Genomic DNA, 12,781 nt, shown 5'->3' with positions numbered 1-12,781 from the left:
TTCCCAGCCCTTTTTAGCCCACTCACAGGTTTTTCTCTTTATATTGTTGGACCAGAAGCGCTGATTCATGTATGAGTCGAACTTTATTTTCTCCGAAATATTCCATTGAATAAAAACCGCAGTACTTTTTTTCTAGAAGCCGCGAAAACACAGCTTTTTGATCAAGGTCCCCGCTAAAGAGCACAGTTTCCTCACTTTTATTCCAATCTGAATGGTTCCAAAAAAAATTTTTCATATGAACATGTTTGATTTTTGAATAGCAAGAATCAAGAACAGCAAAAGGATTCTCTTTGGCAACGAGGAAATTAAATGGATCATAAATCAGGCATAAGCTTTGATGATTCACCTCCTTTAAGAGTTTTTGAATAGCCGGGTCACAGTCAGCAAAAGTGTTGTTATGTGTTTCAACTGCAATGAGCACATTTTTTGCGAGACCCGCTATACAAACTTCTTTCAGTGCTTGAACGGCTAGCTCCCATTCGGTGGAGGAGGCTTCAGAGCTTGATACATGGCCAGCAAACACACGAACCATAGGAGCTTCTAAAAAAGCTGCAAGCTCTATTGCACTCTTAAGCCGCAGGACATCTTGTTCGCATGCGGATGTTCCTGCAGAAAAATTGGCGTATTCACTTACTGCAGGAGTTAAGAGATGATGTTTTTTCATAAGGGTTTTTACTTCCTGAATATTGCAGCTTTTTAGGTGCCCGCTCCACCATTCAACACCATCCAGATTCAAATCTCCTGCTGTTTGAATAACGTCATTAAATGAAACTGATTTAAATCCTGTTGAACAAAGACTTATAGATAACGCTTTCATTTATAACAAGACCCTCTCTCCTGATAGTGCTGATTGATAGGCTTTTTCTATAAGACTGACAATTTTTCTTGCCTGCAATCCTTGAAGAGAGCTTTTATTAGAAGAAAGCACCTCATAAATTTCGTTGTATAAAGAATGAAAAGGATGACTGTCAGAATACAAAATCTCCTGATAACCTTCACTATTTGATACCGATACCTTTTTCTGAATTTCAATTTTGATCGATCCGCCTGTAAAAAGAAGCTCGGTCTCTTCCAAATAGAAATCTGAATAGCCATTTAATACAACAAATACCGGTACACCGCTGACTGTTTCCATTTGGAGGGAGGCTGCCGATTCTATCTCTTTTCCGGCTGGTGAAAAAAAGGCTTTCAGGCACCTGAATTCTTCCCCTGTAAGGAAAAGGAGCCGCTCAAGACTGTGTCCTCCCAGGTTCATTAAAATACCGCCGCCTGATTTTTCCGGATCCATGAACCATTTTGGTCTATCGGGACGGTAATAGGAAAGGTACCGGCGGTCAGCAATTCCAATAAGGCTTCCCAGTCTACCTTCCTCCATAATCTTTTTTGCCGCTTGAATTTCCGGTTTATATTTTTGGGTATGCGCGACAAAAATTCTAACTCCTTTTTTCTCTGCAAGTTCAATTAGACTATCACATTCAGCTGTATTCATAGCCATCGGTTTCTCAAGCAAAACGTGGCACCCTGCCCTGATGCATACTTCTGCAGCAGGCTTATGCAAGTAATGCGGCAGGCAAATGACAGCTAAATCAGGTTTTTCCTTTATTAACATCTCAGCATAATCACTGTAAAACGGTATTCCTCTCTTGCGAAAAATCTCTCTTATGCTTATGTTTTGATCACAGACAGCCGATAAGGTATAGCTGCCCTGTTTTGTTAATCCTTCTTCATGAAAAGGATAGATGGCGCCTGTTCCAATAATGGCCGTTTTAATCTTCACAAGTACCATCACTCCTCTAGTAAAGGCTGTTTTTGAAGAGATTACTGCTATTGTATCGGTTTAGAACATGCATAAAGATAAGCTTCACGGCGTCTTTTCTTAAAAGAATGCGATTTTTCTTTCAAGTAAAGGACCTTTATTTAATACCTGAGGAATTTGCTCCTCTGACAAAATACTTTTCCGCAAACAGAAACACGATAAGAATCGGCAAAAGACTCATCAGGGCTGCAGCTATCATGTATTGCTCATTCCCATACCATTGGCCTCCAAGTGAAAGGACTCCAAGAGGCAAGGTGAAATTTTCTTTTGATGTAAGAAAAATCGAAGGTCCAAGAATTTCATTCCATTTGGACATAAATGTAAAGATAGCAAGAGTGGCAAGATGGGGTTTCGCCATAGGAATAAATATTTTCCAAAACGTTTGAAAAGGATTGCACCCATCTAGCTTTGCAGCCTCTTCATAATCCTTCGGGATGTTCATAAAGGCTTGCCTCATGAGGAAAATTCCAAAAGGCTGGCCGACCCACTCTAATATCCATAACGGCGTCAGAGTATCCAGCATTCCAAGCTGCTTAAAAATAATAAACTGCGGAATAATGGTGACAACTGGGGGGATCATCATCGTACCGAGAACGATGACAAATAAAGAATTTCTGAATGGAAATTGCAATCTTGCAAAAGCATAGGCGATCATGGAGCTCGACAAAATTGCACCGATGATGGACAAAATCGATACAATTATACTGTTTAGGGTAAACTGCCCGAAGTTAGACAACTGAAGAACGTCAGGGTAATTACTCCATTTCACAGGGTTTGGCAGCCAATCAGGAGGAACCTTTGTGTATTGCTGAAATGATTTAAGTGAATTAAATACGGCAGTTAAAAAAGGCAGGATCATAATTAATGAGCTGATCGTGACTAAAATGTAGCTAAATAATTTTTTTGTTTTTTTCATCATTTTCTTCTCCTTTCTTTGTGTTTCATTGTTCGTAAAATTGCGATTTGCTTCACTCAAATGTCCAGCTTATTTGTCGTAAAAAACCCATTTTTTTTGTACAAGCATCTGGACCCCTGTCAGAACAAGCAGGATGATGAATAAAGACCATGCAATGGCAGAAGCGTAGCCCATATTCAAAAATGAAAAGCCCTCTCTGTACAAATAAAGCATCAGCACCATACTGGCATTGTTTGGACCTCCCATTTGGCTGATATCATAGGTTCCGCCGGTCATAACATAAATTTGCTCAAATGCCTGAAAAGTTGATATGGTCGATAGAATAAGCACTAGAAAGGTGGTTCCCGAAATAAGAGGCATGGTGATCTTCGTAAACTTTCTGAACGTCCCTGCTCCATCAATGTCAGCTGCTTCATACAATTCATTGGAAATGTTCTGCAATCCTGCAAGGAAGATGACCATCATATAGCCTACACCCTTCCAGACAGCAACTGCCACCAAAAGCGGGATAACCATTTTTTCATCGTTCAGCCATTTTTGAGCAGGCAGACCGAGCTGAACGAGAAAATTATTTGCCAGCCCAAATTTCGGATTAAAAATAGCATCTGCCACATAATTGATGACGGCCCATGATGAAATAACAGGAAGGAAATGAGCCATCCGAAACAGCTTTATACCCTTCAGCTGCTGATTTAGGGCTGAGGCAAGGATGAGTGCCAGTATCGTCTGACATGGTACAAATAACAAAGAGAAATAAATAGTGTTCCAAAATGCTTTCCAAAACAATGGCTCATGGATCATCTTTTCATAGTTTTCAGTACCTGCAAATTCAGGCGGATTCAATAAATCGTAATGGGTAAAGCTGAAGTACAATGACGCTGCAAACGTGATGGCAATAAAGATAAAATGAAGCAAATATGGAGAGACCATAAGCAGTCCCCACTTCCCTTCATTTCCAAAAAGCTTTCTTTTTTTCCTTTTGGAAATGGAAGGAAGGACATATGCTTGTTTTTTCACTTGATGCTCCATAAAAATCACTCTTTTCTGATTGCTGATTTAGTATTTTCTTGCAGGAATAATAGTAATTAGAAGCAGGGCTCTTCCCCTTCTTGAAGGAAAAGAGCCTGTCAGCAAAGACTTGATCACTCAAGACTTATTTCTTTTTATAAAAATCATCCAGCACCTTTTGAATTTCACTATCAGCTTTGACTAATGCCTGATCAACGGTTGTTTCATTTCTGAAAGCAGGGTAAACCGTATCGGTGAACTTCTGGTTCCATTCTGTCCAAACTGCATTTGTATCAAGTGTTCCTGCATAGTTGAAGGCATCAAGGAAAACCTGCTTGTTTTCAGGTTTTGTTCCTGACTTTAAGAACTTATCAGATGCCGCAACGGATTTTTTGACAGGCACAGCCTCGCCTAAAGCGGCCCACTTTGCCTGAACCTCATCATTTGTAGCCCAGTTCTTAATCCATTTCCATGCTGCATCTTCTTTCTTTGCATCCGTTTTGCTGCTGATCACCCAGGAATTAGCGATAACAGGTGAAAAACGCTTGCCGTCAGGCCCTTTAGGCAGCGGAGCAACATCATAGTTCAGCTTTGCTTCATTGGCAGCGAGTGTTCTTACATAAATTCCGGTTACCATTGCAGCACTTCCGCTCGGAAACGGCGTGAATGGACTTTGGAAGCTCTCAAGATCAGAAGGATCAATAATAACGCCTTTTTTCATTCCATCGACAATCCAATCAATCGCTTTTTTGTTTTCCGGTGAATTAACAACTGATTTTTCAAGTGCTGGATCAAGCACACTGCCTCCAAATGCTTTCAGGATCGGGAACCATCCTTCTGTGATGTTAAAGAAGGAATAGCCATACTGTTTAATTGCATCTTTTTTGAAGCCAGGATTTTCGGCTGTTTTGCCGCTGGAGTCAATTGTAAGCTTTGTGGCCGCAGTCTTTAAGTCATCCCAGGTCCAATCCTTTGTAGGATAAGGAACCTTAGCTTTATCAAACATATCTTTGTTGTAAAAGAGTGCCCCAATCTGGATACCAGACGGAACGCCCCAGTATTTTCCGCTATTGTCTTTATCAAAATCCAAACCGTAATAATCTTCTTTTTTCAGATCTTTATCAATATGCTTTGTTAAATCTTTGATCGCGCCGCGCTCTGAGAACTTAGAGACTAGCACTCCATCAGAAAGCCAGAGATCTGGCTGTTTGCCCCCTGCAATTTGCGTATCAAGCTTTTGGAAAAACTGGCCATAAGGAGCCGTTACTGTTTTTATCTTGATCGAAGGATTGTCTTTTTCAAATTTGGAAATGATTTCATTCATCGTGGCATCTACAGAACCTGAAGAATAGTAGCCAAGAGTTAATTCCACTTTATCGTTTTTGCCTGAAGTGGATGAAGAGCTGCAGCCTCCAAGGAATACACTTGCTGCAAGCATCGAGGAGAGTGCAATTCCTGCCCATTTTTTTATTTTCATGAGTGGTTCCCCCGTTTTTTTAAATTTTCAGTTATTTAAAACTGTATAGATTTTCCCTTTTTCCTGATTATTCCTAAATTGCTGAATGAGCTGCCTTGCATTAAAGGCAATTTTATCAAACTCATTATTTGCTAAGAGATTTACTGTATAAAGACTGCTGCCAAATCCTAAAGCATTTGCCCCAGCTTCCAAAAAGTCTCCCATATTTTTCGAATGAATCCCGCCAGTTGCTAAAATCGGAATGTGCGGCAGCGGGGTTCTAATTTGGCGGATGTACTCAGCCCCTGCATATCCTGCAGGAAACAGCTTAATATAATCAGCACCTGCCTGATAAGCCTCCATCATCTCAGAAGGAGTAAAGGCTCCTGGAATGGAAAGCATACCTTCTTTCTTCACTGCAGAAATGATTTTTTCATCACTGTGCGGTGAGACAATAAACTCTGCTCCGCTATGGATTGCCGCTTTAGCTGAATCGGCGTCAAGCACCGTCCCTGCCCCTATCATGGCCTTTCGGCTGTACTTTTCCGCGAGTAATTGAATAAGACCAAAAGCGCCGTTTGTATCTAAGGTCAATTCAATAAGCTGAATGCCTCCCGCGATAAGCGCATCTGTGAGTTTGAAAAGTTCCTCCCCAGTCACCCCGCGGATAATAGCTACAACCCCTCTTTCGGCGAAGCTTTCAGCCTTGCATTCTATCACTTCACCACCTCCTTTCCACAAGCTTTCGTTTTAACTCCCTATCACCAATAAGGCTGCCATTCTGTTTTCAGTCTTACGAGACCTTCCAGGTAGTAATAGTCTCCCCACAGATTTGCTTCATCTACTCCGAGATTCTCAGGCTTTGCGTAGACACCATGCAACAGAAGAGCATTAGAATCAGACGAATCTTTAGTAGAATACTGTTCGTAAAGAGCCTTTAAAATGACAACTGCTGCATGGTAACAATACCTGCGTCCTTCATCTTCCGATTGCCACTTCGCCATTTCAAGCAAGCCGCAAGCTGCAATAGCAGAAGCTGAGCTGTCCTTTTCCTCCCCGCTTCCGTCATTGAATAGAAGATCCCAGTAGGCAACTCCGTCCTTAGGAGTTCGATTAAGGAAATAATTCGCCAGTTTTTCTGCCATTTCCATAAATGCCGGATCCTTCGTATAAGCATAACTGAGCGGAAACCCATAGACTCCCCACGCCTGCCCCCTCGCCCAGCATGAATCATCTCCAAATCCCTGGTGGGTTTTTCCGTATTTAGGCGTTCCTGTTTCTGGATCAAAGTAGTACGTATGGAAGGTTGAAGCATCTTCCCTGACAATACATTTGAGAGCATTATTGGCATGAGCAATAGCGGCATCCCTGTATTTGGAATGACCCGTAACTTCTGTCGCCCAATATAACAGCGGCAGGTTCATCAGGCAGTCGATAATAATTCTTCCGCGCTGGGCAGGATCGTTCAGATCACCCCAAGCTTGAATAATCCCTGCTTTCTCAAAATATCGTGTCATCAGATAGTCCGCAGCCCGCAGCGCTGCATCCTTGGCTTCTTCATTTCCTGTGAGCTTATAAGCCGATACACAAGAAAGGGTGTATAAAAATCCAAGATCATGGTGCTCACAATCCACTTTCTCTATGATTCTCTTTTTAAAGCTTTCTACATGCACTTCTGCCGCTTTCCTGTATTCATCATCTTCCGTCAATTCATAGGACAGCCAGAGAATTCCTGTCCAAAAGCTTGTTGTCCAGCCAAAATTCCCTCCTTCCTCCTGATCCTGAAGAAAAGGCTTTCTCCTTTTATAAACTCCATCAACTGTTGTATCATCCGGAAATGCATGGGTAAACTGCCCGAGATTGAGCCTGACTTTTTGAAGCGCGTGATCAATCGCTTCATCTAAAAATGATAGATCTGTCTTATCTGCAGTAAGAAGTGCTGTATTTCGGCCTTCATTGTTTACCTTTTTCACTTTAGCGCCTCCTAGCATTTGATCTCTCTATTTTAAATCCTTCATTTCAACTTGGTCCATGTCATCAAACGTATAATTTTCGCCGGCCATTGCCCAAATAAATGTATAGTTGCTCGTTCCGATCCCAGAATGAATCGACCAGCTCGGAGAAATGGCTACTTGTTCATTTTTCATGACCAAATGCCTTGTTTCGCCTGGTTCTCCCATGAAATGAAACACACGTGTATCTTCTTCCATATCAAAATACAGATAAATTTCCGATCTTCTGTCATGAATATGAGCAGGCATTGTATTCCACATGTTGTTCGGAGCGAGGAGCGTCATTCCCATCATAAGCTGGCAGCTGTTTATTCCATCGGCATGAATATATTTATAAATGGTCCGTTTGTTAGAATTTTTATCATCCCCAAGATTTACTGGAGCAGCTTCCTTAATCCCTATTTTAATTGTTGGATACTCCTTATGCGCCAGTGTGGACATAATATAAAAACGTGCAGGATTATTTGAATCGTCACTTTCAAGCACAACCTGCTTTTTCCCAAGACCTATGTAGAGACCGTCTTTTTTATCCAAAGAATATTCATCGCCATCCACTTTAATAGTTCCGCGCCCGCCGATATTGATAATTCCAGCCTCTCTTCTTTCCAGAAAATAAGCGGTTTTCAAATTTTCTTCTTCAAGCTGAATGCCGCTTTCTAAAGGAACCGCTCCCCCGATGAGCATCCGGTCTTCATGTGTATAGATGAGTTTCAGCTCACCTTTGGAAAACAATGATTCTACCAGAAAGGCTTCTCTTAATTCATCCGTAGTATACCGCTTCATTTCTTCCCTGCTCGTACAATGTCTCGTTTCCATGTGATCTCCTCCTTAGATAAATGAAAAGATTAATAGTTAAGCCAACCGCCATCAACCGCTAAAATGTGTCCGCTTACATAATTTGATGCGTCTGAAGCGAGGAAGATTGCCGGACCTGCTAAATCCTCTGGCAGTCCCCATCTGCCGATTGGAATTCTCGACTCAATAAACTGACTTCTTTCTTCGTCATTCCTTAAAGCTTCCGTATTATCAGTTGCCATGTACCCAGGCGCTATCGCATTTACACACACGCCTTTACTTGACCACTCATTTGCCAATGCTTTTGTGAGACCTGCAACAGCATGCTTGCTCGCTGTATAGGCAGGCACTTTTATTCCTCCTTGAAAAGAAAGCATCGAGGCGATATTAATAATTTTCCCGGATCCTCTGGCAATCATATGTTTTCCTGCTGCTGTACTCAGCTGAAAAACAGCATCAATATTTAAATCAAGGACATCTCTCCAGTCCCGGAGAGAATATTCCTCAGCAGGAGAGCGGCGGATTATTCCGGAGTTGTTTACTAAAACATCAATTTTACAAGTTAAGGCAAGTGCCTGTTCGATAAGATGAGTTCTTTTTGTTTCATCAGATAAATCCATTTTAATAGGATAAAATGACTGTCCTGTTTGCTCGACTTCCTGCTGAGTTTCTGTCATATCACTAATTCCCGCTCCAATAATATCTGCACCCGCCTGAGCCATTCCTACAGCCATTCCTTTTCCCAGACCTCTGCTAGCGCCAGTGATCAAAACCGTTTTTCCTTTAAGAGAGAACATTTCCGTACCAATTGATCCGATAGCGAGCGCCTCCTTATTTCCTATTTTTGTCTTATTAAAGGTTCTTTTGTGTATGTTTATGTTCTTTTTGGTTAGTTTATCACAGACAAACAATAAATACTAGATAATTTTGGAAAATTCTATTTTTCCTCGCATATAAAAAACTTGTCTATTTTTTATTTCAATTCTGTTACATTTTGGATAAGTAGGTGTACATGGTTTCTTTTTCTCTCAGTTTTCGATACAATGCCCACTAGATGACTTTTTTGAAAGGCTCTTTTCTTAAACTTTGTTGCTTCTCATCCCACTGCTTCGGCATGAACAAAAGATACGACGAAGCATTGCTAAATGCGTGACAAAGACATTTACGAAAAGCAACAATCTATTGAGAAAACAGCCTTTTGAAAATTCCCCATTACGAAAGGAGATTGATCATGAAAAGATTTCTGTACCCTCTCGTTATAGGCTTAATGGCCGTAGCATTAACTGCATGTGGTGCAAATGATAATAGCAAGAAAGCAGCTAGTGAGGATAAGACCAAATCTGCTCAAACCGATCAAAAAGCTCAGCAAGCACAGCCGAGCCAGGCTGAACAGCAAAAACAAATGGCTGAAATGCAAAAAAAGATGGAACAGCAAAAGGTTGACGAAAAGCAGACTGTTGCTATTGTAAACGGCAAAAAAATATTAGGCAGCGACTATAATACCGCTTTATCCTCCACCCAAATGCAAATGCAGCAAATGGGACAGGACCCAACATCCAAAGAAGCGGCTAAGCAGGTGAAAGCCCAGTCCATCGACAGTCTTGTTGGACAAACCCTGCTGCTTCAGGAAGCAGATAAAAAAGGCTACAAAGCTTCAAGTGCTGAGGTAAACAAACAGCTGGATCAAATTAAACAGCAATATAAAGGCGAAAAAAATCTTCAAGCAGCCATGAAACAGCAAGGTATCGACATGAACAAACTCACTTCACAAATCAGCGATAATATTAAATTCACTAAATATATGGATAAAGAAGTTCCTGTCGAAAAGGTGACAGATAAAGAAATCAAAGCTTATTATGATCAATATGCAAAACAAGGCGGAGCACAAGGTCAAAAGCTTCCTAAACTGGAAGAAGTGAAACCGCAAATCCAGCAGCAGCTTGAACAGCAAAAGAAACAGGAAAAGCTGGCTCAGATCGTAGAAGGATTGAAAAAAGGCGCTAAAATTGATATTAAATTAACCTGATTTTCAAACATAAAAGCACACCCTTCATCTAGGGTGTGCTTTTTTACGGATTCTTGAAGCGGACGCGGTTTTTATCCCTTATCATTCATCCAATAAAAATGCCGCTCCCTTTTTGAGAATGGCATCGCTTTCATTCAGAATAGACGACAGGCAGCTGAAGTTCATTTAATCTTTTTTTATACCGATCATTCAATTCATCATTTGTAATGATTTCATCGATGTCCTGCAAATCGGCAAATCGTATTAAAGCTGTTTGGCCAAATTTCGTATGGTCTGTTAAGAGGGTAATGTGATCAGCCACTTCGATAATATTTTTTTTGTAATCTGCATGAAAACTGTTGAAGACAGTAAGCCCATGCTGAAGATCAATGCCTGTTGTTCCGAGAAAAAGCCGATTAACCCTAAGTCTTTCTAGCGCATTTTTGGCCAAGGGGCCATATAGGGTCGTTGAGGACGGAATTCTGAGTCCCCCTAGCATTAAAAGCTGAATTTTCTCTTGATTCATCAGTAGATTGCCGATTTTTATATCATTTGTAATAACAGTTATTGGGAAATCGCCTAGAAGTTTGGCAAGCTCCATGATCGTGCTGCCGCCGTCAAGCAGGATGGTGTCCTCTTCTTTTATAGTTGAAAGAGCGGCTTTGGCAATGCTTTTCTTTTCTGTTCCATATTTCTGCTGTCTGACAGCAATGGGCAGAATATTGCCATTGTCAGTTAACACAGCCCCTCCATATATTCTTTTTAAAAGACCTCTTTTCTCAAGAGCAATCAGGTCCTGCCGGATTGTTTTCTCAGTGACCTGAAAAGCATCACTCAGATCAATGACCTTGACCATTTTTTCCTGCTCCAGTCTTTTCAATATTTCCTCATGTCTTTCTACAAAATGCATACTTTCTCCCTCTCTTTACTGGAGTTCATCCCTTATCTTTCTATAAAACGAACCAAAATCCTTTTTGGATCACAAAAACAGCGTTTTCCAAAATTCATATTGTTCATGCCTATTCAATAGGATAGTAGCAGGAGGATATCAAGAGGGGGTGCCTATGTTTTTTCAGGTCTTTTTCATCACTGTCCTTGTATTCATTATTGTGAGCCTCTATTTTTATATACGCCATCAAGTATTATACTCTCTTCACTTAGGGTTGTTCCGCAAAAGCCTCTACTCACTGTTTATTGCTGGAATGATTATCGGCTTTGTTACTTATTCAATTTCTTTGACAGACTGGCGGCTTCTTATTCAGATTGCAGGATTTATTATTTTTATAGATTTAGGTATATTTCAAACACCCAATATTCAAAAAATCGGATCAGCTGAATTTCAGCATACTGATTTAATTGAAAAAACGATTACTCAAAATGAAAAGACCATTGCATTTATGAGAAGAAAATCCAATGTGTTTTCGTATTTAGTACAAGATGGAGAATGGGTTTCGAATACTGCGGATCCCATTAGAAATTTTAGTGACTATGAGCGGCAGTTATCTCTGCTGGTCCAGCAGTACACAGATCAATTTGATTTCTCTTTTCGGATCTATGAACTTGCTGATACGGAAGAACATTCATTTGATGAGGCAGTAGAGAACATTCTTGATAGTACAGAAAATATTTACAATGTGGATATTCACAATAAAGAGGATGTTGTTGAAAATTTGGCTCATGCACAGGTTTATTCATTTAATGAGGACAAAATCGTGATTATACCTATATACAGCTATTTTGCTTATCTGATTGTTCTATCTGCCAATAAAAGTCCAATTATGGAGATTGACGCCATCCACATCGTTAATCTTGTCAGCATTTTCGATTGGAAAATGCCGACAGCTTTCGACTAATAATAGGCTTCATAAAAGCACATGTGCCGGTGTTGCTTTTCTCTTTTTTATCATATAAATAGAAGAGCAGATTTTTACGAGGAGCGATCAGGGGATGAGTAAGGATAATAAGTACGAACCAAAAAAGCCAAAAAAGGTAACGACCTCTAATATGGGGTATAAGGTGTCTGAGGAAAATCAAAAGCTGTTAAAGCTTCTAAAAAATCTTAAGAAGGCATAACCCTCTCTATTGGCCAAAAATGAGAACCAGCAGTCCGTTTTATTTCTTCCTCCTTGGATGGATGAAAAGTGATCAGGAAACAGGCAGACGGACCAGCTGGTTTGTTAAGATCCAGCTTGCAGCTGACATTCCCATTCCAACCTGTCAACTGTCTGTATTCATAGAGAATTCCTTTTGATCCGGCAGGAAGAATTTCATAAACATCCGGATGTGTGAGCAGCTCCTGGAACAAAGACAGCGGTGCCATTAAATCTTTTTGTTCCAGAACCTCACTCCCGAGTAGCGGTTTCCCAATCACCGCTGCAAGCGCATCATCAGGAGTTCTGTTTATTTTACTGTCTTTTTTATTTAGCTTGCCAATAACTGTGACACTAAGAGCTGATTGCAGCATTGAAAAATTCGTCTCAGAGCTTCCCGTAATAGGGACGTTCCAGCCGCCTTCTTCCAGTGCAGAATGGCAGCCCTTCAATAATTCTGTCCATGCATTGCCTCCGCAAAAATTATGGATCACAATTGAGAGAGGAAATGCGCCTGTTGAAAGGCATTCCATCATCGCTACCCGCAAAGTTGAAGCAGCAAGGATTTTGTAGTCTGCTTTTACAGCATCCAGCTCTTTGATGCCGATACTGCCGGCATTATCTGCTGCAATAATAAGCTGCTCCTCATCATTTAAATCAATCATTTCAACGTCTCTCATTGG

General features: G+C 40.7%; 13 protein-coding genes. 2 read left to right on the top strand and 11 right to left on the bottom strand.

Annotated features, from left to right (window positions below):
• Positions 1-22: 22 nt before the first annotated feature.
• The 9 genes from ACOT8F_RS00510 to kduD all read right to left on the bottom strand — a co-directional run bounded on the left by ACOT8F_RS00510 (position 23) and on the right by kduD (position 8,800).
• Positions 23-817 (bottom strand): sugar phosphate isomerase/epimerase family protein, encoded by a 795-nt coding sequence (locus ACOT8F_RS00510; protein ID WP_421649600.1) that lies wholly within the window; start codon positions 815-817, stop codon positions 23-25.
• On the bottom strand, positions 818-1,777 hold the full coding sequence (locus ACOT8F_RS00505; protein ID WP_421649599.1) for a Gfo/Idh/MocA family protein: 960 nt from the start codon (positions 1,775-1,777) through the stop codon (positions 818-820).
• Between the two features lie 136 nt (positions 1,778-1,913).
• Positions 1,914-2,735, bottom strand: a complete 822-nt coding sequence (locus tag ACOT8F_RS00500; protein WP_421649598.1) for a carbohydrate ABC transporter permease — start codon at positions 2,733-2,735, stop codon at positions 1,914-1,916.
• 66 nt (positions 2,736-2,801) lie between these two features.
• A complete protein-coding gene (locus ACOT8F_RS00495; RefSeq protein ID WP_421649597.1) occupies positions 2,802-3,761 on the bottom strand; it encodes a carbohydrate ABC transporter permease in 960 nt (319 codons plus the stop codon).
• Positions 3,762-3,885: 124 nt separating this feature from the next.
• The gene (locus ACOT8F_RS00490) at positions 3,886-5,217 is read right to left on the bottom strand and encodes an ABC transporter substrate-binding protein (protein WP_421649596.1); all 1,332 of its coding nucleotides are present in this window, start codon (positions 5,215-5,217) and stop codon (positions 3,886-3,888) included.
• A 27-nt stretch (positions 5,218-5,244) separates the two neighbouring features.
• Positions 5,245-5,916 carry a bifunctional 4-hydroxy-2-oxoglutarate aldolase/2-dehydro-3-deoxy-phosphogluconate aldolase gene (locus tag ACOT8F_RS00485; RefSeq protein ID WP_421649595.1) on the bottom strand — a complete coding sequence of 224 codons (672 nt, stop codon included), beginning with the start codon at positions 5,914-5,916 and terminating at the stop codon, positions 5,245-5,247.
• A gap of 41 nt (positions 5,917-5,957) precedes the next feature.
• Positions 5,958-7,169, bottom strand: coding sequence for a glycoside hydrolase family 88 protein (locus tag ACOT8F_RS00480; protein WP_421649594.1), 1,212 nt, complete (start codon positions 7,167-7,169; stop codon positions 5,958-5,960).
• Positions 7,170-7,196: 27 nt separating this feature from the next.
• Complete coding sequence (kduI, locus tag ACOT8F_RS00475) at positions 7,197-8,024, bottom strand: 5-dehydro-4-deoxy-D-glucuronate isomerase (RefSeq protein WP_421649592.1); 828 nt, start codon at positions 8,022-8,024, stop codon at positions 7,197-7,199.
• Positions 8,025-8,053: 29 nt separating this feature from the next.
• Positions 8,054-8,800 (bottom strand): 2-dehydro-3-deoxy-D-gluconate 5-dehydrogenase KduD, encoded by a 747-nt coding sequence (gene kduD / locus ACOT8F_RS00470; protein ID WP_421649590.1) that lies wholly within the window; start codon positions 8,798-8,800, stop codon positions 8,054-8,056.
• Between the two features lie 434 nt (positions 8,801-9,234).
• Here kduD and ACOT8F_RS00465 point away from each other — a divergent pair, with 434 nt between their 5' ends.
• Positions 9,235-10,029, top strand: coding sequence for a SurA N-terminal domain-containing protein (locus ACOT8F_RS00465; protein WP_421649589.1), 795 nt, complete (start codon positions 9,235-9,237; stop codon positions 10,027-10,029).
• A 130-nt stretch (positions 10,030-10,159) separates the two neighbouring features.
• On the opposite strand, the gene ACOT8F_RS00460 is transcribed toward ACOT8F_RS00465, so the two are convergent.
• On the bottom strand, positions 10,160-10,918 hold the full coding sequence (locus ACOT8F_RS00460) for a DeoR/GlpR family DNA-binding transcription regulator (RefSeq protein WP_421649588.1): 759 nt from the start codon (positions 10,916-10,918) through the stop codon (positions 10,160-10,162).
• 154 nt (positions 10,919-11,072) lie between these two features.
• On the opposite strand from ACOT8F_RS00460, the gene ACOT8F_RS00455 reads away from it, so the two are divergent.
• Positions 11,073-11,861: a type II toxin-antitoxin system SpoIISA family toxin gene (locus ACOT8F_RS00455; RefSeq protein ID WP_421649587.1), complete on the top strand. Its 789-nt coding sequence runs from the start codon at positions 11,073-11,075 to the stop codon at positions 11,859-11,861.
• A gap of 206 nt (positions 11,862-12,067) precedes the next feature.
• On the opposite strand, the gene ACOT8F_RS00450 is transcribed toward ACOT8F_RS00455, so the two are convergent.
• A complete protein-coding gene (locus ACOT8F_RS00450; protein WP_421649586.1) occupies positions 12,068-12,778 on the bottom strand; it encodes a hypothetical protein in 711 nt (236 codons plus the stop codon).
• Positions 12,779-12,781 lie beyond the last annotated feature (3 nt).

The sequence above is a fragment of the Chryseobacillus diguaensis genome, from assembly GCF_049220665.1.
GTDB lineage: Bacteria > Bacillota > Bacilli > Bacillales > Bacillaceae > Metabacillus_B.
Note: the sequence above shows the minus strand (reverse complement) of the source record. Positions and strands in the feature narration are given on the sequence as shown.

Bases quoted from the DNA above. Each gene is read 5' to 3' on its own strand.
- ACOT8F_RS00510 (WP_421649600.1), bottom strand. From the start codon at position 817: ATGAAAGCGTTATCTATAAGTCTTTGTTCAACAGGATTTAAATCAGTT.
- ACOT8F_RS00500 (WP_421649598.1), bottom strand. From the start codon at position 2,735: ATGATGAAAAAAACAAAAAAATTATTTAGCTACATTTTAGTCACGATC.
- ACOT8F_RS00495 (WP_421649597.1), bottom strand. From the start codon at position 3,761: ATGGAGCATCAAGTGAAAAAACAAGCATATGTCCTTCCTTCCATTTCC.
- ACOT8F_RS00490 (WP_421649596.1), bottom strand. From the start codon at position 5,217: ATGAAAATAAAAAAATGGGCAGGAATTGCACTCTCCTCGATGCTTGCA.
- kduI (WP_421649592.1), bottom strand. From the start codon at position 8,024: ATGGAAACGAGACATTGTACGAGCAGGGAAGAAATGAAGCGGTATACT.
- kduD (WP_421649590.1), bottom strand. From the start codon at position 8,800: ATGTTCTCTCTTAAAGGAAAAACGGTTTTGATCACTGGCGCTAGCAGA.
- ACOT8F_RS00465 (WP_421649589.1), top strand. From the start codon at position 9,235: ATGAAAAGATTTCTGTACCCTCTCGTTATAGGCTTAATGGCCGTAGCA.
- ACOT8F_RS00460 (WP_421649588.1), bottom strand. From the start codon at position 10,918: ATGCATTTTGTAGAAAGACATGAGGAAATATTGAAAAGACTGGAGCAG.
- ACOT8F_RS00455 (WP_421649587.1), top strand. From the start codon at position 11,073: ATGTTTTTTCAGGTCTTTTTCATCACTGTCCTTGTATTCATTATTGTG.
- ACOT8F_RS00450 (WP_421649586.1), bottom strand. From the start codon at position 12,778: ATGAGAGACGTTGAAATGATTGATTTAAATGATGAGGAGCAGCTTATT.